This is a genomic window from Armatimonadota bacterium (assembly GCA_023511795.1).
Taxonomy (GTDB): Bacteria; Armatimonadota; UBA5829; order DTJY01; family DTJY01; genus JAIMAU01.
The window spans coordinates 99,771-120,860 of sequence record JAIMAU010000006.1 but is presented as its reverse complement, the minus strand read 5'-3'; the positions used below and the strand labels follow the sequence as shown (position 1 = coordinate 120,860).

The 21,090-nt window shown below is 47.4% G+C and carries 17 protein-coding genes; 9 read left to right on the top strand and 8 right to left on the bottom strand.

Annotation, left to right across the window (positions count from 1 at the left end):
* Positions 1–6 precede the first annotated feature (6 nt).
* From K6T99_07560 to efp, 3 genes are read right to left on the bottom strand one after another with little or no spacing between them, the layout of a single operon-like run.
* A complete protein-coding gene (locus K6T99_07560) occupies positions 7–444 on the bottom strand; it encodes a biotin/lipoyl-binding protein (protein ID MCL6519677.1) in 438 nt (145 codons plus the stop codon).
* Between the two features lie 21 nt (positions 445–465).
* A complete protein-coding gene (locus K6T99_07555) occupies positions 466–1,596 on the bottom strand; it encodes a hypothetical protein (protein ID MCL6519676.1) in 1,131 nt (376 codons plus the stop codon).
* A 44-nt stretch (positions 1,597–1,640) separates the two neighbouring features.
* Positions 1,641–2,201, bottom strand: a complete 561-nt coding sequence (gene efp, locus K6T99_07550; GenBank protein MCL6519675.1) for an elongation factor P — start codon at positions 2,199–2,201, stop codon at positions 1,641–1,643.
* A 277-nt stretch (positions 2,202–2,478) separates the two neighbouring features.
* Here efp and K6T99_07545 point away from each other — a divergent pair, with 277 nt between their 5' ends.
* From K6T99_07545 to K6T99_07515, 7 genes are read left to right on the top strand one after another with little or no spacing between them, the layout of a single operon-like run.
* Complete coding sequence (locus tag K6T99_07545; protein ID MCL6519674.1) at positions 2,479–2,736, top strand: AbrB/MazE/SpoVT family DNA-binding domain-containing protein; 258 nt, start codon at positions 2,479–2,481, stop codon at positions 2,734–2,736.
* Positions 2,737–2,769: 33 nt separating this feature from the next.
* The gene (locus K6T99_07540) at positions 2,770–4,125 is read left to right on the top strand and encodes a TolC family protein (GenBank protein ID MCL6519673.1); all 1,356 of its coding nucleotides are present in this window, start codon (positions 2,770–2,772) and stop codon (positions 4,123–4,125) included.
* A gap of 20 nt (positions 4,126–4,145) precedes the next feature.
* Complete coding sequence (locus tag K6T99_07535; protein MCL6519672.1) at positions 4,146–5,069, top strand: ABC transporter ATP-binding protein; 924 nt, start codon at positions 4,146–4,148, stop codon at positions 5,067–5,069.
* Complete coding sequence (locus K6T99_07530) at positions 5,059–5,886, top strand: ABC transporter permease (GenBank protein MCL6519671.1); 828 nt, start codon at positions 5,059–5,061, stop codon at positions 5,884–5,886. The genes K6T99_07535 and K6T99_07530 overlap by 11 nt, the downstream gene beginning before the upstream one ends.
* 25 nt (positions 5,887–5,911) lie before the next feature.
* The gene (locus tag K6T99_07525; protein MCL6519670.1) at positions 5,912–6,592 is read left to right on the top strand and encodes a hypothetical protein; all 681 of its coding nucleotides are present in this window, start codon (positions 5,912–5,914) and stop codon (positions 6,590–6,592) included.
* A complete protein-coding gene (locus K6T99_07520; GenBank protein ID MCL6519669.1) occupies positions 6,579–8,024 on the top strand; it encodes an efflux RND transporter periplasmic adaptor subunit in 1,446 nt (481 codons plus the stop codon). The genes K6T99_07525 and K6T99_07520 overlap by 14 nt, the downstream gene beginning before the upstream one ends.
* Entirely contained in the window at positions 8,011–11,217 is a 3,207-nt protein-coding gene (locus tag K6T99_07515) for an efflux RND transporter permease subunit (protein MCL6519668.1), read from the top strand. The genes K6T99_07520 and K6T99_07515 overlap by 14 nt, the downstream gene beginning before the upstream one ends.
* Positions 11,218–11,331: 114 nt before the next feature.
* Here K6T99_07515 and K6T99_07510 read toward each other — a convergent pair whose 3' ends face one another.
* A complete protein-coding gene (locus tag K6T99_07510; GenBank protein MCL6519667.1) occupies positions 11,332–11,838 on the bottom strand; it encodes a PH domain-containing protein in 507 nt (168 codons plus the stop codon).
* 212 nt (positions 11,839–12,050) lie between these two features.
* Here K6T99_07510 and K6T99_07505 point away from each other — a divergent pair, with 212 nt between their 5' ends.
* Both K6T99_07505 and K6T99_07500 read left to right on the top strand, forming a co-directional pair.
* A complete protein-coding gene (locus K6T99_07505) occupies positions 12,051–12,659 on the top strand; it encodes a YIP1 family protein (protein MCL6519666.1) in 609 nt (202 codons plus the stop codon).
* Between the two features lie 62 nt (positions 12,660–12,721).
* Positions 12,722–14,527 (top strand): hypothetical protein, encoded by a 1,806-nt coding sequence (locus K6T99_07500; protein ID MCL6519665.1) that lies wholly within the window; start codon positions 12,722–12,724, stop codon positions 14,525–14,527.
* A 48-nt stretch (positions 14,528–14,575) separates the two neighbouring features.
* Here the strand turns inward: K6T99_07500 and K6T99_07495 are convergent, their stop codons facing one another.
* From K6T99_07495 to K6T99_07480, 4 genes are all read right to left on the bottom strand, one after another.
* Positions 14,576–17,266 (bottom strand): beta-galactosidase, encoded by a 2,691-nt coding sequence (locus tag K6T99_07495; protein MCL6519664.1) that lies wholly within the window; start codon positions 17,264–17,266, stop codon positions 14,576–14,578.
* Positions 17,267–17,387: 121 nt separating this feature from the next.
* On the bottom strand, positions 17,388–18,590 hold the full coding sequence (locus K6T99_07490; protein ID MCL6519663.1) for a DUF1343 domain-containing protein: 1,203 nt from the start codon (positions 18,588–18,590) through the stop codon (positions 17,388–17,390).
* 208 nt (positions 18,591–18,798) lie between these two features.
* Positions 18,799–19,992: a Gfo/Idh/MocA family oxidoreductase gene (locus tag K6T99_07485; GenBank protein MCL6519662.1), complete on the bottom strand. Its 1,194-nt coding sequence runs from the start codon at positions 19,990–19,992 to the stop codon at positions 18,799–18,801.
* A 119-nt stretch (positions 19,993–20,111) separates the two neighbouring features.
* Positions 20,112–21,074: an ExsB family transcriptional regulator gene (locus K6T99_07480; protein ID MCL6519661.1), complete on the bottom strand. Its 963-nt coding sequence runs from the start codon at positions 21,072–21,074 to the stop codon at positions 20,112–20,114.
* Positions 21,075–21,090: the final 16 nt, after the last annotated feature.

Sequence of the window (21,090 nt, the reverse complement as noted above, 5' to 3'; positions counted from 1 at the left end):
TCCGCTTTATGTTTGAGTAGTTGAGAGCTTAAAGAGAATCTGGCCGTATTCGACCGGCATTCCATCCTCAATCAACACCTCGGTAATTATTCCGTCACAGTCCGCAACTACGTCGTTCATCAACTTCATAGATTCGATGGCTCCGACTGTCTGACCTTTCTTAATGCTTGCTCCAGGAGAGGAAAGGCTTTCTATGCTATGGAATATGCCGACCATTGGTGCGGTGATTAGGTGTTCAACCTCTTGGGGTTCAGCTTTCTCAGGTGTCTTTTCGGCTGTTATTGGTTTCAAAGCATAGCCTGGTTCCAACTTCGGCATTTGGGCCGTAGCTTGCTTTAAGGGCTTTTTTAACCTGACTGTTGATGTTCCAGAAGTAAGGGTTAGCTCTGAGATTCTTGCGTTTCTAATGAGCCTTATTAGCCGTTCAATGTCATTTATGTCCAACTCTCACCAATCCTTTGCATGCTATATCTGCCACTTGAAAATGCAGTATTCGAGAAATCTTAGTAAGTAAGTTACAATCACGAGATAAATGCAAAATATAAGTAGCCACTCAACTGCATTTGCCGTGGAAGGGAGATTCGCCCACGGCGGCTGTGAGCCAGGTTGTCCGTGCCTTGCGCCGAAGGAAGCGATTTCTGCAAAGTGCTCTGTGAATACAATTGCCTTATGTAAAAAACTTTTTATGGGTTGCAAGTAATAAAACATTAATAGGAAAACCGCCGGGAAAACGAGTGGGCTGAGTATTTTATATTTCTGCTTTTGGTGCTCTGCATAAAGGAAGCAATTCCTGCAACGTTCTCTTTTTTGAGCTGGTGTGAGATTCTGCCTTCTGGTTGCTGTCTCGCTAAACTTTATGTCGAAGCCTTTTACTGCCTTCTGGTTCTGCCTAAGAATGCGGATGACCATTTCCTCATCGCAGTAACAGCCGCTTTTTATTCGCCAGCAAGTTTTGCGCTTTTCGTAAGCATTGCAGTATTTCCTAATATGGGGGCGGCAGTAGGGTGTTTGCCAGCACGCAAGGTAAAGTCTTCCAGGTTTTACTTCCTCCGCTGCTAGAGCTGACCCCGTTCGCCTTTCCGATGCCTTTTGTTCAACAAAACGGCGCACGCCCGATAATCTTAAGTAGAGGTCTCCTATTATAAAAACCACAGAAAGAAGAATGGCTGCTATTCCTACGAGCTTGAATTGCCCAAGGACGTACATTGGCAGATAAGCCATTGACTTGGGGAGAAGCTGGATTTTGCCAGCAAACGTTGATGGAATTCCCCAATATAGAATGCCGCCAAAAATTAGGAGTAAATACCCTACTGTTTCCTCATCATAGAAGCGGATGGCGGCAGCGATGAGGAAGATTATTCCACTTGCCCCCAGGATTTTGGCCGCGTAAATGATGTTGCGTATTACCCGCAGCTTGTCTTGCAGAGGTAGTGAAAAGGAGTTGGTTATCGAATTGGTGGCAAGCCCCCAGATTAGGTAGCCAGCGACAAGTATAAATACCAGGCCGCCTACCTGGCACCCAAGTGCTACTAGATTGCGAAAAGGCTCGGTCACACCGCTTGGTCTAACCGAGCTTCCACGGCTTGCGCGGTTCATTTCGCGCTCTCCTATCCTAGCCAAGGCAGATTAAATAAGATGGGCTACTTTACTCTCTCAAGGTATGCATCTGTGCGAGTGTCAACCTTGACCTTATCCCCCACATTTATGAAGAATGGAACTTGGATTACAGCCCCCGTTTCAAGCTTTGCTGGCTTTGAACCGCCTGATACGGTGTCGCCTCGTACGCCCGGCTCAGTCTCAACTACCTCAAGCTCCACAGTGTATGGCAGTTCAACGCCGATTATTCTGCCTTCGTGGGTTAATGTCCAGACTTCTTGGTTGTCCTTCAAGTATTTCACGGCGTCGCCGAAAGCTTCCTTCTGGACGCAGATTTGGTCGTAGGTCTCCATGTCCATCAGGTAGTAGTCGCTGTCTTGGTGGTAAAGGTATTGCATTGGTTTCCGCTCCAGCACAGCTTGCTCCATCCTCTCGCCGGCGCGGAATGTCTTGTCGATGACTGCACCTGTTTTAACATTCTTAAGCTTTGTTCGCACGAAAGCCCCACCTTTACCTGGCTTAACGTGTTGGAACTCCACTATTGTGTAGATTTCGCCGTCTTGGATTATGTGTAACCCGTTCCTGAAATCGCTGGTATCTATCACGTCCCGAAAGACCTCCCGGTATCTTCTGATGTTTTATCTTGTCGCGCAACCAAAAACTTTGGCCTACTAACCTAGTTTAAAATAACTGTGTCTAATTATATCACAGGTGGGAATGCTTTCGCAATCGGCTTGAATGGGTGAAAGAGTTAAAGAACAGCAGAGGCGGCCATGCTAAAGGAAATGCTTGACAGGGTTTGGAGAATGTTCTAACATTGTAACCAACGTCTGATTTATCAGACATTTCCATTGCTGCGGATAAGAGGTGAACATACTAATGATGCCTGAGTGTGCATTAGAGGAATGCTTTGTTGGGACGGTTACGGTGGGCGAGCGCGGCCAAGTAGTAATCCCTGCGGAAGCGAGAAAGAAGCTTGGCATTCATACCGGCGATAAGTTATTCATAATGAGCCATCCTACTAAGGGTGGCTTGTTTTTGCTAAAGCTTGACTCTATGCGCGAATTTTTACATCACCTAACAAGGAGTCTTAGCTTGGCCGAGTCAAATGAGGCAAACGAATGCACGGAGCATTCATAGCATTGGACAACATATAAAGCGGGGGCAACAACAATGATTGACCGGTTAGTAAAAAGATGCGGATTCATTCGTTCGCCTATCATTATCGCATTGGTCTTTTTCCAGCTAAGTCTTTGGTCAACCGTCTTTGCAGAAAAGCTTACGCTTGAAGAGAGCATAAAATTGGCGGTGCAAAACAATCCTCGAGCGCACATTGCCCTAGAGAATGTAAATAAGGCGTACGCAGCTGTTGATGAGGCTACAAGTCAGGGAATGCCGAAGCTCAGCTTGGAGGGCACTTACCAAAGACTTGATGAGGTTTCTGTCGTAAGATTCGGCGAAAGGGAAATTCCATTAGGCTCACTATATACCCGCACGGCTGATTTGATACTTACTCAACCTCTGGATGTTTTTGGGATCGTTCGAGCAGGTAAGAAGACTGCCAAATATAATACTTCGGCTTCCAAATCAGAGTATGAACAAGTCATAAACGATATTACATTTGAAACAAAAAAAGCCTTTTTTAATGTGCTTCGGGCAGAGCAATTCCTCAAAGTTCAGGAGGAAAATGTCAGGGCTCTAGAAGCTCATCTGATGGATGCGAAGGCTCACCTTGCCGCTGGAACTGTGGCACAGTTCGAAGTGCTTCGAGCGGAAACGCAGGTGGCAAATGCGAGGCAACAGCTAATCATCGCCCAAAATGGACTTGAGCTTGCGAAGTCGGCTTTCAATAACGTGCTAGCCAGACCTCTTGATGCGCAAGTAGACCTGGCTGAGCCGGAAAGACCTCAGTTTGCTGAGGTCAATTTAAAAGCTTGCGTGGATGTTGCGCTAAGCATGCGTCCGGAGATCAAAAAAGCTGAGATGCAGGTCAAGGCAGCCGAGGAAGTAGCAAGGGTAGCTGTGCTCGCTGGCAAGCCGAGGATTAACTTGCGGTGGGCATACAACCGAAGCTTTGATGTCAGCACCTTTAGTCCCCGTGAATCATCATGGAGGGCTTTTCTTACGGCAAGCTATTATATTTTTGATGGGGGTGCTACCAAAGCTTCTGTCAGGAAAGCCACATCCGATGCAAAGAGTGCAAAATCGATGCGTGAGCAAACAATGCGTGGAGTAACGCTCGATGTTCAGCAAGCATATCTCAGTCTTAGGGAGAGTCAGGAGCGAATTAAGGCTGCCGAAAAGGCCTTAGAGCAAGCAAGCGAGAGCATGCGCCTTGCACAAGTGCGCTATCAAGGAGGAGTATCCACCCAAGTTGAGGTATTCGATGCTCAGGCGGCCTTAACTCTTGCGCAAACAAATTATGTAAATGCAATCTACGACTACCAAATTGCACTTGCCCAACTTGAGCGAGCTGTTGGCGGGCCATTACAGATGGCTAAGCTACTTGAAGAAAAGTCTAAAAATTAGCGTACTCAGCAACGCAGCATATGCGACATCAAATTGTAGAGACAATTGAACTTACAAAAAACTTTCGAGGCCGACGTGCGGTAGATAATCTAAGCCTGCAGGTTGCGGAGGGAGATATTTATGGTTTCCTCGGACCGAACGGTGCCGGGAAGAGCACCACGATACGTATGTTGGTTGGCTTAATCCGGCCAAATCGTGGTGTAGCAAGGCTCTTGGGCCATGATATTATGAAAGACCGTGTAAAGGCTTTGAAGTATGTCGGGGCTTTGGTTGAATCGCCCTGTTTTTATAAATTTTTAACAGCTAGGCAGAACCTTAGACTACTGAGTAGGCTCTCCGGTGCATGTAATGACAGGCGAATAGACGAAGTACTGGATGTCGTTGGCTTGCTTGACCATGCAAATGACAAAGTTAAAACATTCTCACATGGGATGTGCCAACGGCTGGGGATTGCTCAGGCACTGCTTCCAAAGCCGAAGCTTGTTATCCTTGATGAACCAACGTCGGGGTTGGACCCGCAGGGAATGAAGGAGGTGCGAGAGCTTATCAAGCACCTTGCCAGGGAAGAGAAGGTTACCATATTCTTGTCAAGCCATCTCCTTTACGAAGTAGAGCAAATATGCACGAGGGTTGGGATTATAAACAATGGCCGCCTCATTGCCGAGGGCGATGTTGATAAACTTCTTCAACAAGAAATGAACCTGGTTGAGTTTAAGGTGAATGATGTAAAGCGAGCTTCAGAGATAGCGACAAGAAATGGCGAGGTTGATGTTGTCTCGTGCGGCCAAGATTGTTTGGTTGTAAGGGTGCGCCAAAAGATTGTACCGGAACTCAACCGGGCATTAGTGACGGCTGGGATTGAGGTTTTCTCGATAATTCCAAAGAAAATGAACCTAGAGGATCTTTTCCTCGACGTCATTCAGGATAGTAGGCATGATAACTAGTATCCAGATGGAGCTTCTAAAACTGTGGCGTAAGCCCAGAACTTACTTTGGTTTTATAAGCATGACGTTAATGATAATTCTGATGCTGATTGCCATCAAATATGGCGATCCTTTCCGCCATATGCGCGATCGCATCAGCCAAGATTTTATCATAGCGGGTTCATTTATCAATGCCGCGTTTCTGACACGATATTTGCTTGAGGGTGTGGTCTATACTTTCTTGCCCCTATTTGCATGTCTAGTTTGTGGAGATTTAATTGCCTCGGAGGCGTCAGATGGAACTTTGAGAACGGTATTGTGTCGTCCAGTCAGCAAAGTGGGTTGGGCTGTCTCAAAACATGTGGTCGGGGCGTCCTATATATTTGTGCTGGCAATGTTTTCTGGTGTCGTGGCATATATAGTTGGTTGGGCGTTCCTAGGCAAGGGAAGTTTGGTAGTATTCAATGATGGCATATGGGTCTTCCCCGAATGGAGCGCAATCTTGAGGCTTTTAGCAACATATGGCATAGTTGCAGTGGCAATGCTTGCTGTAGGAAGTGTGTCGTTTGCAATTTCGACATTTTTAAGCAATGCCAACGTTGCTATTATTGGTGGAATGGGTTTGCTTTATATGTCCGCAATCTTGCAGGAAATTGAGTATTTTAAGTTCCTCAAGCCTTATTTGCTAACAAGTTATTTCAATTCATGGAAGGGACTCTTTGTTGAGCCAGTAAATACCGGGATTATTTGGGAATCATTGGGTGTATTGCTTATCTACTCAGCCGTTGCGTTTATCATTGGACTGGTAGTTTTCCAAAGAAGAGATGTGCTTTCATAGATAGTGGAAGGGAAAACGAGCTCTGATGGCAATAGTATGTGCGGCGTTACTAATTTATATTTTAGGTTGTGTACAAACAGTTGCAGGGACTCTAACTGCAAAGCAGATTCTAGAGAAGGCCGCTGCGAACTACGACGCCGTTCGAGACTATGTTGTTGAAGCAAAGATAAAGGTTGAATCGTCCACCATCCATGTACCTGAGACGGCGGTGAAAATCTATTTTAAGAAACCAAACAAGCTTTATGTCGAAAGCAAGGAAGGATTTGCCATTATTCCGAAGCAGGGGCTATTAGTTGGCAATCCAGTGCGAGAGATAATGGCGGCATCTAAACTCTCGCTTGTCGGAACTGAGTTCGTTGACGGTTGTCGTTGTCATGTTGTCAAAGCATCCTATGAGCGCGAAGGGCGCAGTGTAGATACTACTCTGTGGATAGATAATCGGCGATGGTTAATACTTCGAATAAACTCAAATCCTGATTGGGGTCCATCCACAAGAATGCAGCTTCAGTACACAAAGGTAGCCGATAAAATTTGGTTACCCTCACGATCTTACGCTACTATAATCATCCCACCGATTCCAGGTTCTCAGGCAGGGAAGAAGCCTGCAACGCAGAAGCCGGCGGTGATATATATGAGTTTCTCAAATTACCGGGTCAATACTGGCCTGAACGATAAAATTTTCGAGGGGAAAAATGGCAAGAGGTAAATTAAAGGTCACTATTTATATTTTACTAATCATAGTTGTTCTGTTCGGAGTATTTGTATCAAGACAGATTGGACGGAAGACAAGTAAGCCAGTTGGCCAATCAGACGTGAATGTTTCAGTAAAAACTGCATTTGCGCAAATTGGGACTATGGATTCGTTAATCGAGGTATCGGGCGATATTAAGGCGCTCAAGACCGTCACATTATCAGCTAAGGCGCCGCTCCGCGTAGTCTCAGTACCCTACCGGGAGGGTGATGGGGTTAGCGCGGGCGCTGTTGTAGTTCAGCAGGATACGTCCGACCTGAGAGCGCAAGTTCAGCAAGCCGAAGCAGCTCTTCAAGCAGCCAGAGCTCGACTTTCTCAGGCGATTACTACAAAAAGTGTTTCAGATACGCAGACTGAAGCGCAGATTGTATCAGCAAAAGCTGCGCTAGAAGCAGCAAAAGCCCGCCTGCAAATGCTTAAGAAGGGCGCTAGAAGCCAGGAAATCGCCCAAGCAGAGAACGCTGTCGCTTCCGCGAAAGCCAACTATGACAATGCGAAGTCGAATCTAGAGCGAATGAGAAATCTCTTTGCCCAAGGTGCCATCTCGCCGCTTCAGATGGACCAGGCGCAAACGCAATACGATGTCGCATTAGCCCAGTATGAAAGCGCAAAACAACAATTAAGCTTGGTGAAAGCAGGAGCACGTGAAGAGGAAATCGAGGCAGCGCAGAAGCAAGTCGAACAAGCCGAAGAGGCTCTTCGGATAGCTCTGGCAAACCGCAGCCAAAAGGAATTAAGGCTTGAGGATATTAAATCTGCGAGAGCAGGTGTTGCCCAAGCTGAAGCAAACTTGGCTTATGCGAAACAACAGCTGGAGAACGCTTATATTCGCACCCCCATTTCTGGAATAGTATCAAAGCGTATGACTGAGCCTGGGCAGATGGCGACGCCTGGCGTGCCACTAATCGAGATTGTAGCGTTGAATACAGTCTATTTCGACGCCGCCGTATCGGAAGTTGATATTCAGAAGATCAAATCAGGCCAGCCCGTAGAGGTCCAAGTAGATGCTTTTCCAAACCGCAAATTTACGGGCAGTGTTTTGAAAGTATTGCCAACAGCGGATACCAGCACGAGGCAGCTTAGGGTGTGGATTTCAGTGCCTAATCCACATAATGAGATAAAGCCCGGCATGTTTGCTAGGGGCAACATACGCGTTGCCCGCCATAGCAATACGGTGATTATACCTAAGGATGCATTGATGATAGATGGTGGCGGCTATGCCATCTACCAAATCATCGATTCGGTTGCCCACCTGCGCAAAGTCCGAGTGGGGTTCATGACTCGGGACGAAGCAGAAATTTTAGATGGAATCAAGGCCGGCGACCAAGTAGTCGTGAGCGGCCAAGATAAGCTTTCCGATGGAGTGAAAGTTCATGTGGTTGACTAACCTATCAATCAAACGCCCAATTGTCATATTGATGCTGTTCTCAGCAATTGCTGTGTTGGGCATTAAGTCCAGATCGCGAATGCCCACCGACTTATACCCCAAGATACAGTTTCCTTTTATAACCATAATGACTGTATACCCCGGGGCAGGTCCAGAGGAGATAGAGACCCTTGTAAGCAAGCCAATTGAGGACGCCGTAGGTGCTGTCAATGGTATGAAGAATTTGGTGTCCTATTCTCAAGAAGGCATCTCGATTATTGGCATTGAGCTAGAATTGGAAACCGATGTTGACGTAGCAATGGCTGACGTTCGCGCCAAAGTTGATGCGGCAAGGGACAAGCTACCTAGTGATGTTGAAGCGCCGGTAATTCAAAAGGTTGACGTTGGTGCTATTCCCGTATTGACGCTCGGCATGTCGAGCAGGCGGCCTGCAAAGGAGCTAAGGGAGATCGCAGACGATGTAATCAAAGACCAGCTTGGCAAGCTAAAGGGTGTGGCATCTGTTAACATTACCGGCGGCGATATTCGTGAAATACAGGTAAATGTTGATAAAAGCCGTCTCGAAGCATACGGACTCTCGATAAATCAAATTGCGCAAGCAATTGCAGTAGCCAACCTTAACCTCCCTAGTGGACGGATAACAGAAGGAAGGCGCGACTATGCAATTAGAGCTGTGGGTGAGTTTGAAAGCGTAGATGATATTCGCAATCTGAAATTGAGCTTCCCTGGACCAAAGAACAACATGCGAGTGCTGACTTTAAGCGATATAGCAGAGGTTAAGGACACGACAGCAGAGCGCGAACAGCTTACTCGCCTCCAAAAAAAGGAAAGCATCGGCATTGAAATCATTAAGCAGTCGGATGCCAACACTGTTGAAGTAGTTGATGCCGCAAAGGAAGAGCTCAATGCTTTGAAAGCCATCCTTCCTAAAGATGTCGAGATTGCAATCGTGCTTGACCAGTCAGAGCGCGTACGCGAAGCGCTTTCGGATGTTAATGTGAGCCTCTTTCTCGGCGCATTCCTTGCGGTTTTAATTGTTTTTCTCTTTCTGCATAACATCAGAGGCACATTCATTGTTGCCATCGCCATCCCAACGTCAATTATAGCCACATTCATCCCGATATCCTTTGCCGGCTTTACCCTGAATATGATGGTTATGATGGGTTTGTCTTTGGCAGTGGGCATCTTGGTTGACGACTCGATTGTTGTTCTCGAAAACATCTACCGCCACTTGTCCAAGGGAGAGTCGCCACCAGAGGCAGCGTTAAATGGACGAACCGAAATTGGTCTGGCGGCTATTACGATAACGCTGGTTGATGTCGTTGTTTTCGTGCCCATTGCTTTTATGGGTGGAATCGTCGGCATGTTTTTTAGGGAGTTCGGCATAACTGTTGCATCAGCGACTCTCTTTTCGCTCCTAGTTTCGTTTACGCTCACGCCCATGCTTGCTTCGAGATGGTACCGCAAGGATGAGGCAGTGGAAGCGAAGACGGGATTGTTTGCCAAGTTCGATGAATTTTATCACTCCCTGGATAGACGTTACAGAAATGTCTTATCTTGGGCACTAGGACATAGATGGCAAGTTATTACCATTGGGTTTGGTTCTCTGCTCTTTGTTTTTTTGGTGGCGGGCGCATTCCTTGGTACCAACTTTTTCCCAGAAATTGACCAGGGTGCAGTTGGCGTCAGCATTGAAATGCCTGCAGGTACTTCCCTAGCCGCCACGGATGCTGTGGCAGCTCATGTTGAGGATATTGCAGCCAAGATCCCCGAGGCGAAGGATATCTTCACCAAGGTCGGTACTAGCGGGGGTGGCAGAATTCAAGCAGGTTCGACTGGCCCGAACTTTGCGGAAGTAACAATTGCCCTCAAGGAGAAGGAAAGCACATTTGACCGAATTTTGCGGCCCTTCACTCCGAAAGATAAACGCAAGCGAGTTCGTTTGGATTCTGAAATAGCTAGGGACCTTGGGCGGCAAATAGGAGATATCCCGGGTGCAATTATCAAAGTGAAAGCCCAAGCTAGCATGGGTGGCGGCCAGATGCCAATTGATATTGAACTTACAGGTGGAACGGATGCCGAACGAAACCAGATTGCTGAAAAAGTGAAAAATATCGTGGCTGGTACCCCAGGCGTAATGAACGCAGACCTCTCATGGAAGGTTGGCAAACCAGAGTTAAAGGCAAACATTGATCGCTTGAAAGCGGCAAATATGGGGCTGACAGTAGGGCAGATTGCCTCAGCTTTGCGCATGTCAATAGCGGGCAATACTGATACCAAATTTCGGCAAGAAGGAAAGGAATATGATATTCGAGTTCGGTTGAACGAATACGATCGTTATAGTCTGTCTGATGTTGGCCGCACAGTTGTAGGTTCGGTGAATGGTAGGCCAATTTTTCTTCAAGATGTCGCTAATATTGTGAAAACTACCGGACCGACTATGATTGAGCGGAAGAATCGTCAGCGAAAAATATCTGTCACAGCTGACCTAATGCCGGGATATGCCCTCCAAGGGGTGAGGAGGGCGATTGATAATAATCTAAAAGCGATTGACATGGGGAATGTGCGTTATCGCTGGGGTGGCCAAGTGGAGATGATGGGGGAAAGCTTCGGGCATATGCGCAGTGCGCTAATCCTCGCAATTCTACTCGTCTACATGCTTATGGCTGCTCTGTTCGAATCCCTTCTGAATCCATTCATCATAATGTTTAGCATACCAATGGCGCTGATTGGAGCAATACTTGCTCTTGTGATTACGGGCGAGACTATGAGCATTGTTTCCATGATTGGTATTATCATGCTCATGGGTTTGGTGACAAAGAACGCAATCCTGCTAATTGACTATACCAATACCCTCAGAAGTAGGGGCAAGGAACGAAATGAGGCAATTCTCGAGGCTGGTCCAACAAGGTTGAGGCCCATTCTAATGACAACTTTTGCCATGATATTTGGTATGTTGCCGACTGCCCTAAAGCTTGGGCGCGGATCTGAGTTCCGTGCACCCATGGCAATTGCGGTTATTGGGGGGTTGATTGTATCCACATTACTTACGCTTGTAGTAGTTCCAACGCTCTATTCCGTCTTCGATGACTTGATGGCTGGATGGCAGGATAGAAAGCGTAGACTACTCGGGCGATTGGCGGTTGTTCCTTCAGAAGTTGAAAGCAAAGAAGGAGTCGAAGTGCAGGTTTAATCTGGCTTTTTCCATATGTTTAATAGGTGGAGCATCATTAAAAAGTTGTAATTATGTGCTAATGCCTTATCTTGAAAGTATTTAGCTGGAAGGCTGACAATGAGGTTGGTTCAGTTACCTGCCTATTGCGTCATGCATGTGCTTCACAAAGCGCCTTGGGTTCGATGGGCTTAGGATAAATTTCCCGTCATTTGTTTCTACAAGGACAACCTCTTTAATTCCCGTTGCCGAAATAAATAAGTCGCCAAGTTCGTTACTTTTAAAGCGGCCTGAGTAGCCAAAAATCCATGGAAGTGCAAGCGAGGCGGGCTTGAGCGATTCTAGAGTTAAATGGCGGACATCTTTGATATCAGATAAACGGATTGTAATTGGCGGAAATGGCCAAGTCCTTGCAATTATAATCTTATAGTTGCCTACCTCATATCGTGATGGCCTTATCAGCCAGCCGATGCCGAGAATTATAGCTATTGCGCCTGCCAAACTGTACATGATTATTACGACGGGCATTCGCAGCATAGTCAGTCCGCCTGCAAGTGCAAGCATCAATATCACAAAGGCAATGAGAGCGCCTGTAACCTTGTAAACAATTAAGTCCACGGTAGCAGGAAGATATTTTCTCATTCGCACGTCTCTTTCGTCCACTTGGAGCGGATTTGCTGGATTTAAGCTACGCCATTTGCTTTCAATTTGTCAATAAGTGTAGCAAAGCTCAGCATTTTTAAAGAACAGTTGGTGGCATGATATACTATTATCCGCTTGCTATATTTAGGTTTTTGTTGCAAAGCAATTGGGAACAACGCTATAGTAACCTTTTGGACTAGGAGGTGTTTGTAATGGATTGGAGAATTCTTTACAATCCGCTTGCAATTTTGGGTAAAGGCAAAGGATTTGTAATAGGATTGCTCATCATAATTGCCTTAACTGTAGTAGCAGTTTTTGGGCAGGTTCATCTCGATGGAGCGCTAGATATGCACATAACGGCAGGGACTTCGCCAGCCGGCTTGCTGATTTCCGAATCTTTGATTGCCTGGTTGAGTCTTGGAGTTTTCCTTTTTTTAGCGTCAAAAATTTTTAGAGGAAATGGGGGTATTGGTGCACATCTAGCGGCGGCAGGGTTAGCACGCTTCCCCTATATAATTGCGGCGCTTGTCATTGCTCAACCTGCCGTGAGAAAGGTCTTTTTGGCAGCGGTTACTTTGGCGCGCGGCCAAGTTGTGGTTCGGCCAGAGGAGATGATGACACCTCTGCTTCTTATTAGTCTTCTTGTGATTGTTGGCTTGTCTATATGGTCGATTGTAATCCTCTTTCATGGCTACCGATATGCCAGTCGAGTTCAAGGTGCAAAAATAGGCGCTTCTTTTGTGTTGGGCCTTATAATTGCCGAAATTGTTAGCAAAGCACTACTTGTACCCACCTTTTCCGTTTTCAGGGGTCCTCAGTGAGTTTATGTGTGAGAATCTAGACATCTGACCTTGTTTTTCGATAAACTAAGGTCGGAGTAGATATGAAAGTTAGCGAGTCTATTATAAGACTTCTGAGCGAAGCGCTTGCGGATTCTTCTCTGGTACAGTCATTTTCAGGTGTCCGAACTTCTTTTGGAAGTGGGCCAGGGATATCGGACGCTCAGGAAGCACTTGCAATAGCATATGGTTTTGCTTATTCAAGGCATGTACTTGGGGGAACAACACGGGGAACGCTTCTAATAGGCAGAGACCCCAGGCCAACGGGCGAGGCCATTGCTTCGGCCCTTATCTGTGGATTTCTTGCAGGGGCTGTTTCCACGAGAAGCCGTCTAAAAATCCTCAATTTGGACATCATTACTACCCCGATTCTTGAGACAGCTGTTCGAGTCCTGAAAGCATCTGGCGGGGTTATGATCACAGCCAGCCATAACCCGCTGACCGACAATGGGTTCAAATTTCTCACCGGTGTTCGAATGACGGATTCAAGAAATGCTCCACCTGGTGCACTCTTATCTGCATACACTATGGCGGCTATTGTAAAGCAGGTACGCAAAATTGCCGACGGAGATGTCGCCGATTTCCTAACCTCAATTAATAAAATTGATGAAAAAAGCATTGCTCAAGTAGTCATAAGTAATAGCTTTCACCGAGTAAGGGCAGAACGTGGCTATCTTGACACCATTGGGAAAGAATGGGGGATTATACCACATTGTCTAAAACCCCTTACCTTAGGTCCGGCGCTCCTCGACCCGAACGGTGGTGCTGCGTGCGGAATCGGTGCCAGGGTTCTTGAGCACTTCGGCGTGCGGGCCATCGAAGAGAATGCTGAAATTGGCTATCCAGAGCATTCAATTGATACTGATGGCGTTGACCCGGCCAGCGGTCGCCATATGCTTTTAAGAATTTCCCGCGCTGCCCAGCGGAGGAATGCAAGGTTTGGAATTGCGTTCGATTATGATGCTGACCGCGGGAACATCGTCTTGCCTGGTAATGATGAAGATGCAATCATTCATCCCCAAAAAGTAGCGGCAATGAACATCGCTCTTGTACTTGCGCATAGGGAGAGCTCGGGCAAACATGGCGGAAAATTGGCGGTTGTTGTCTCGGATGCAACCTCTGGCATTTCTGAAAAAGTTGCTCGCATATTCGGCGCAGAGGTTTTTATGGTTGAGACCGGTGAAATCAATGTCGTCACCAAGATGCACCAACTGCGTCGAAATGGGTATGATGTGCCTGTTGGCGTTGAGGGGCCAAATGGTGGAACGATATTCGGGGAATCTACCTGTCGTGATGGCCTTCAGACTGCCTTGTGTGCGGCTCTTGGTGATGAGGAACCGAAACTGGCAGAACAACTGTGGTGGGCCTTCACAAGAAACGGCTTTACTCCGCCGAATGGTAAGCTTCGTCTGCCTGGGATACTTGCTATCCTACCTCAGCACTTCAATCGCATGCTGCGCATAGAAGGATCTGCCTTGCCTCATGGCGAAATAAAGGCTCGCATGGAGGATCTCTTTGTGCGCAAGATTTGGCCCTTGTTATCAACCAGTTATCGTTCCTACCGGTTCGTCAACTTTGAGGGGACAGACCAAGTGGAGAAGCGGACCGGCGACGAAACCGGCGGTTGGCGAATTGAGCTTGAGGATGATAGCGACAAAGCGTTTATCTTCGCACGTGGCTCTCGGACTGAATCTGGCATATGGCGATTGATCGTGGACGATCCTGACGCCGCTAGAGGTGCCATCCTTTTGAATGCTGCCACCAATCTAATGCGCATAGCGTTTGGTGAAGATTGCCAAACAAATAAGCGGGATTTTGACGCCTCAGCTTCTCGAGGACTTACACAGTAATTTTCACAAATCAAGAGTGAAAAGAACGATTTTGTCGACCAGCCTCTTCTATCGGAATATTTCCCATTTTGGCAGTAATCCAATCTCCTGTTCAAACGCCTTCCATGGCTCCGGGTCATTCTTTGTCGTTGCACAGAATATGAATACTGGCTCGCCAGGTTGGGCAAAAGTCTCTCCTGGCTTTAACAACTTGCTTGTTGTTTTTCTTGCGTCTGCGTGTTCGTTGCCAGCATCGTCCTTCCAGAAATAGACTGTCACACCCGATGAGGAAGGTGCAATGATTCCGTAGCATCCGCCTGCCTTCTGATCAATCCAAGCGCCCGTCCCACATGCTCCGACAAGTCCCACCTCGTCATCCTCCATACTCCCGCCAATAGCCGACTGTGGATAGTAGAAGTAACTCTCCATCGTCCACGGCCGGTTGTCGGTGTTCGTAAGAGATATAAACCGAGCGGTGAACCAGTTTTTCTTTGGAAAAAATTCAAAAGCGTATTTTGTGCAGAAGGCGAATGGACCTGAGACAGTGCCAGGTGTTTTTCTGCTCAACGTCACCTCGCATCTTGTACGCGTTGATCCAGCCCAAATGACCAACTCTTCGGTGCAGTCTGGACGGTCCCACCACGTGTCGCCGGCAACCTGCTGGATAAGTACTTCAAATGAACCCATTGGCATGTCATCAAGATTAACAGCGTCTATCGCCTTACCACTATTGAATGCTTTTGTAATTCTAAGCCCTTTGCTACCATGATTAAACGAGTGTGCTTTCCTTGGTTTGATTATTGTGATATCACTATCGCAGGGCTTTGGTGCGATCTCTAGAAATAATGTCTGCGGTTGGGATGCAGGGACTTGGATTTCGAATGCCAACTCATCCGCCGCTGTCACTGTTCCTGAGTTGTCGAGATCAAATATCTCAGCTTGGACTGTCATGCCCTCCGCATCCATCAATTTTAGTTGCTCGGGGGGTATGCCTTTCTTTAAGAGGCTGGATGCCTTTGAAAGGGGAATAGAAATCGTAAACTTGCCAGCAGACTTTCCGAAGATTCCGATGGGGATGCCCTTTTTTCTACCAAAGGCGCCGGGAACGTAGATAAACTTCGATATTCGGTTGTCGCCTAGTTTGACTTCGTTTAGCAAGCCATCGGGGTCAGCTTCCGCTTCGATGTAGTGTGCCCCCGGCTTCAGAGGATACTTAACTTGAACATATCCGTAACCTCCCGCCGGGATTGATAAGGTTGGCTTCACTTGTCTGTCGTCGACTCTTACTAATACGGGCGACTTTGCATCAATTACCCCGGTGTTCTTGATTTTAATTTGTGCTTCCTTGCCACCCTCTGCATCAGCAATTTCCACGCCGGTTATGCTTAGCTCGGATGTGCGCCCGCTGTGAATTTCGTATACTTTGGCGTTTACTTTGGCCACGGTATCTGTGAAAAGTTTCCAGGGTTCATCGTTTACATCCACGAGCCCATAGTTGCTATCTTCTGGGAAGTTTTTTGAAATTCCAAGGGCAGGTTCGTCCACCCACATAAAGTAGTCGCTTCCTACCATGAAGGGTAGGGAAAAGAAAGTTTTTTGGTATACCTCGAAGCATTTTGCTTTCTCGGCTTGGGTTCGAACTCGCATGCCTGCTCCTGCACGGCAGGGAAGACCGGAATCCAACGCAGGGAAGCTCCACTCGGTTACCATCATCGGACGCTTTGCCTGCTTATGCCACTTTGTAATAGTCTCCACTAAGCCAATCGGCTCTAGCTTTTGTAAATCAACCTGGCCGTAGATGTTGAAAGTTACTATGTCGCAGTACTTTCCAGCGATATCCCAAATTGGCGGTGCATTTCCTGCGAATCGACAGCCAAGTATCATGTGATTTGGGTCTGCCTTTCGAATGGCTTTCGTTGTAATGGCGAAGTACCTCTCAGCGCAAAGACGGACAAATTCGATTTTGTCTTGAAAGACTTTTTCAGTTGCAAGTTCGTTCCAATTCGAAGAATTGAGCGCTTCCTCCCAATTGTTAAACGATGTTCCCCATGCGGCATTGAATTCTTGGATTTTTTGGTATTTTTTCTTAAGAAGCTCTACAAGTGCTTTTTTGCCCTCATGGTTCGCAGGGCGTTTTATTGCTTCATTTGCAAGGCCAGCATCGCCGCCACCTTTGCCATACCACTCGAGTTCGTTGTCAAGAAACCATCCGAAAAGCCAGGGGTCGTCCTTTAGTGGTGCACACTGCGCTTGTGCTCTTTCTTCGCAGTATTTTTCGAACGCAGGGTTGAAGACGTTTGGGAAGCCGGTCCAATGGACGCGTTGTACAAGGGGATCTTTCCCAGCGTAATCCGCGCCAAGGCCGCAGAATTCCATATACGCAAGGCCGCGCCCTCGAGTTGATGGTGAGTTGTTTGCACCAAGGGCATTGAAGTTCCACTGTTTCAAGCGGTCGGTTGCCGACTTCGCCCAGGCAGATTCATCGTTGTTATATTTTTTGCGGACATTCTGAGCATACGGAGCATAACCTAGCGCTTCACACCAATGGACATTGTAGTTGCAGTGGTCGGTTCCTATTGCGTAGAACGCTGCTCCGGATGGGTCAATGCACCACCACTTATCGCCGATTTTCTCGACATGAAAGAAACAGGTGGCTTTCCCCTTCAGCGCGGTCCAGCCACCGTAGGGGCTTCTTTCGACTGCATTGGCCGCTGCTATAGTGAGGCATAATATTATTAGCATAATCATCGACTTGGGCATGGCAAGTCGTCTCCTTGGATGTCGTATTTTTTCTTATATTTGTTAGAAAGAGCTGCGAACTCCTCCGCTGTTTGGCGGTATTGTCTTTTATGATTTGGTTGTGTATGGATGCAAGTAGCTTTCAATATAGCAAGTATGGTTTACGGATTTCAGCCCAAGCTTGCTCATCAGGACAAAGACGAGCCTCAAAGTCTGCTGGTGTACTGCTCGGATTGTCCACCCACTCGCGCAGGAATGTGCCGCCTGATAGTAGGTCAATTGCTAGGCGCTCGGTTTCATACTCATAGGGAAGGTTGTGCCATATTTCATAGTCGGGGTATTCAAGCCGAATGGCTTTAAGCGCGAGTGCGCCAATCCGATATGGTCTGAAGTGGTCGTGCTTATAGTGATCGTTATCCGTGTGGATTTGTATGCCTGAGCAGAGTTTGCCGACGTGCTTGTGGAAGGTTGGCTCGAAGAAGCACGGTCGGATAAAGCATCCCTGTAGCCATTCTGGTGCGAGGGAGCGCATGCGTTTAAGTATTCGCTCGAAATCAATATCTGGAGCGCCTATGACCTCAAGCGGAGTTGTGGTGCCTCGCCCTTCGGAGAGCGTTGTGCCCTCGAAAAGCACTGTTCCGGGGAAGCAACGAGCCATGTTTAGGCTGGAAGCATTTGGACTAGGATTGACCCATGATAGTTCTAGAATCGGCCATCCGTACCCCGGTGCTTCGTTGGGGTTGTAACCTTCCATTGGAACGACTCTCAGGTCCAAATCAAGATGTTTGAGGTCTGCATACCAACGGGCAATCTCACCAACGGTAAGGCCGTGGCGCATGATGAGCGGGCCACATCCGATAAAACTTTCCCAACCAGGTTCGAGAATTGTTCCTTCGATTGGGCGGCCAGCAGGGTTTGGCCTGTCAAGCACCCACATGCTTTTCTTGTGTTCAGCGCAGGCCTCAAGCATATACGTCATAGTTGTAACAAATGTGTAAATTCGCGTGCCCACGTCTTGAAGGTCAACAATGAGTATGTCGAACACGTCCAACATGGCGCTGGTCGGGCGGCGAACTTCTCCGTATAGGCTGAAAACAGGAATGCCAAACCTTGGGTCGATATAGTCCTCCGATTCTATCATGTTGTCTTGCTTATCGCCGCGCATTCCATGCTGTGGCCCAAATGCCGCAATAACTTTCAAGCCCGGTAATTCGAACAGCACATCCAAAGTATGCATGCAGTCATGCGTTACGGAAGCAGGATGCCCAAGAAGAGCTAGCCTTTTGCCTTCGATAGCCTTTTGTAAAGTTCGATTCCGAAGTAATTCGTCAATTCCTAGCTTCATGGTGTGTCCTTTTAGTGATCAGTGGTTCGTTGTTGATAGCTGATTAGCAGTACTAAAGGTTTTAGGTAGCTTTGACATAGGTTTCTTGTTTATTGTACCGACATATCATTGCTTTTGCAATGCTCACCTATACCACTCTTGGAGAGTGTGGATGGTTGATTTTTTACGGTTTTGTGTTGGGAAAATTGGTTTTATAGGCGTCAGCGCTTTAAACCGAGAGTGGCAGGGTGGTTTTCCACCTGCCAGATGTGAAATCGGGGAATTCCACAGGTGTGCCGCCATTTTTTACTGACTCGAAGGAAAGCGGGATAATCGCACTCCAGGTTACTGCATCGTAGACATCTTGGGGTGTTTGTGTGCGATTGCGAACTGCTTTTACAAATTCATGCATTACTACATAATCGCAACCACCATGGCCAGCATTTCTAAGCGCTTCTGACTCCATGCTTTTCCAAAGTGGGTGGTCATACTTTTCCAAATACGAACTTAAGGGTTCCCACTGGTCTTTGGGTGACATTCCTTCGATGTGGATTCGTTCAGCGCTTCCCTCGCAAATTCCCTTTGTTCCCTGCAGGCGGAAGATGGGGTCATAAGGGCGGGGCGAACATACATCGAAGTAGAGAGTTACAGTCACGCCGTTTGCGGTCTCGAGGATAGTTGTATTGATATCACCCTGGGCATATTCGCGGTTAGCGAGCGGATGGTCGGGCCCAAACTTCGCCCGTGCGTATTCCCTCAGCCCACGAGACTTCGAGCTCACACTTCTCAGACGGACAAATCGGTCACCTCTATTGATGTTGAGCCACCATGCGATAGGCCCAATGGCATGGGTAGGATACTGATTGCCGTTCTTTTCTGCAAAGAAATGCCCGCGCCAAGTGAGATGTCCATCTTCTGTAAAAGCCAGCGAGCGGCAGTCATGCTGATAGCCTGCTTCAGCATAAATCAACTCACCGAAGATTCCCTCTCGCACCATTCTCGTAATGGCAAGCACACTGCGGAGGTAGTTTACGTTTTCTAGCATCATGCAGGGCATGCTGGTCTGCTCTGATATTTTTATAAGCTCATGGCATTCTTCGATTGTCATGCATGCAGGGACTTCTACTCCTACATATTTGCCGGCCTTCATTGCGCCAATTGCGATTTGTGCATGCCATTCCCATTGAGTAGCAATTACTACCGCATCCAGGTCGTCTCGGTCGCATAGGTTGCGCCAATCTTTGTGCGCGTCCGCTCTGATGCCGGCCTTTCGCTCAATTATGTCTAGGGCATTTCTAACGGCAAAGTCGTTGACGTCGCAGATTGCTCGGATTTCTGTGTTTGGGAATTGGAGCAAAATGCTTAAGAGACCAATCCCGCGTGACCCAACGCCAACGATGCCTATTCTAACCTTTTCTGCCATTTATTAATCATCCTTCCTAAGGGATTTCACAACGGACGCCTGTTAAGGAAAGGCTTTGGATTACGCAATCCAATGCTGCGTCTCGTAGGACCTCGTCCTAATAGCCTGCATCTTCTTGCTCAGACTGCCTCAATAGTGGAAGGTGGTTTCGGCGTAATGTTGTATGTTACACTCACCACGCCGGGCACCTTGCTTGTGATTTCAAAGGCTAATTTCTCTAGTATGTCAAAGGAAAGTCTTGTAGGAGTGGCGATTCGCGCATCAACGCTGTCCCAACATCGAATTTCTATTTGCTGGCCAAATTCGCGCTTCCCATTACGAATGCCTGTAACCTTATCCTCATGGAGAATAGCCATATACTGAAACGCGCCGGTTTCTATTAGCAGGCGCTCGACAATGGCTGTCGCTTTTCTTACAGTTTCTATACGCTCGGGCGTAACCTCGCCAATCACGCGAGCAGCTAATGCAGGGCCTGGGAATGGAATGCGCTCATATACCTTGGCTGGCAGTCCCAATGCTTCTGCTAGCTTGCGAACCCCATCTTTTCTGAGTTGGATAAGTGGCTCAATGATTTTATAGCCAAATGCTGACTGTGGGTCGATGCCAAGTTGCTCGAAAACGTTGTGCTGGCGTTTGATGCCTGCAACCGTTTCATCAACATCGGTTAGAATCGTGCCCTGGAGCAAGTATTTTGCCCCGCTTTCCTTCACAATTCGGCCGAATACCTTTTTATAAAAGGTCTGAGTGATCGCTTCACGCTTTTCTTCTGGATCGGTGATTCCTTTGAGGGCTGTAAAGAACTCGTTTCGAGCGTCGACTATGTCAACCTTTACTCCAAGTTCGCGAAATAGGCTTTGCACGTTTTTGGGTTCGTTTTCGCGCATAATGCCGTTATCAATGAAAACTGTTTTTAGTCGGTCGCCTAAGGCAATGTGTCCTAGCATGGTGACTGTTGACGAATCTACGCCTCCTGAAAGAGCGTTAATTGCCATGCCATCGCCTACTATATCTCTAATCTCTTTGACCTTTTCGCTTATGAAGCGCTCGGGATCAAGTTCCTGCACTTTGATTTCCTTGACCATCTTCTAATGCTCCTTT

Bases quoted from the DNA above. Each gene is read 5' to 3' on its own strand.
- K6T99_07555 (MCL6519676.1), bottom strand. From the start codon at position 1,596: ATGAACCGCGCAAGCCGTGGAAGCTCGGTTAGACCAAGCGGTGTGACC.
- K6T99_07545 (MCL6519674.1), top strand. From the start codon at position 2,479: ATGCCTGAGTGTGCATTAGAGGAATGCTTTGTTGGGACGGTTACGGTG.
- K6T99_07540 (MCL6519673.1), top strand. From the start codon at position 2,770: ATGATTGACCGGTTAGTAAAAAGATGCGGATTCATTCGTTCGCCTATC.
- K6T99_07535 (MCL6519672.1), top strand. From the start codon at position 4,146: ATGCGACATCAAATTGTAGAGACAATTGAACTTACAAAAAACTTTCGA.
- K6T99_07530 (MCL6519671.1), top strand. From the start codon at position 5,059: ATGATAACTAGTATCCAGATGGAGCTTCTAAAACTGTGGCGTAAGCCC.
- K6T99_07525 (MCL6519670.1), top strand. From the start codon at position 5,912: ATGGCAATAGTATGTGCGGCGTTACTAATTTATATTTTAGGTTGTGTA.
- K6T99_07520 (MCL6519669.1), top strand. From the start codon at position 6,579: ATGGCAAGAGGTAAATTAAAGGTCACTATTTATATTTTACTAATCATA.
- K6T99_07515 (MCL6519668.1), top strand. From the start codon at position 8,011: ATGTGGTTGACTAACCTATCAATCAAACGCCCAATTGTCATATTGATG.
- K6T99_07510 (MCL6519667.1), bottom strand. From the start codon at position 11,838: ATGAGAAAATATCTTCCTGCTACCGTGGACTTAATTGTTTACAAGGTT.
- K6T99_07505 (MCL6519666.1), top strand. From the start codon at position 12,051: ATGGATTGGAGAATTCTTTACAATCCGCTTGCAATTTTGGGTAAAGGC.
- K6T99_07500 (MCL6519665.1), top strand. From the start codon at position 12,722: ATGAAAGTTAGCGAGTCTATTATAAGACTTCTGAGCGAAGCGCTTGCG.
- K6T99_07495 (MCL6519664.1), bottom strand. From the start codon at position 17,266: ATGCCCAAGTCGATGATTATGCTAATAATATTATGCCTCACTATAGCA.
- K6T99_07490 (MCL6519663.1), bottom strand. From the start codon at position 18,590: ATGAAGCTAGGAATTGACGAATTACTTCGGAATCGAACTTTACAAAAG.
- K6T99_07485 (MCL6519662.1), bottom strand. From the start codon at position 19,992: ATGGCAGAAAAGGTTAGAATAGGCATCGTTGGCGTTGGGTCACGCGGG.
- K6T99_07480 (MCL6519661.1), bottom strand. From the start codon at position 21,074: ATGGTCAAGGAAATCAAAGTGCAGGAACTTGATCCCGAGCGCTTCATA.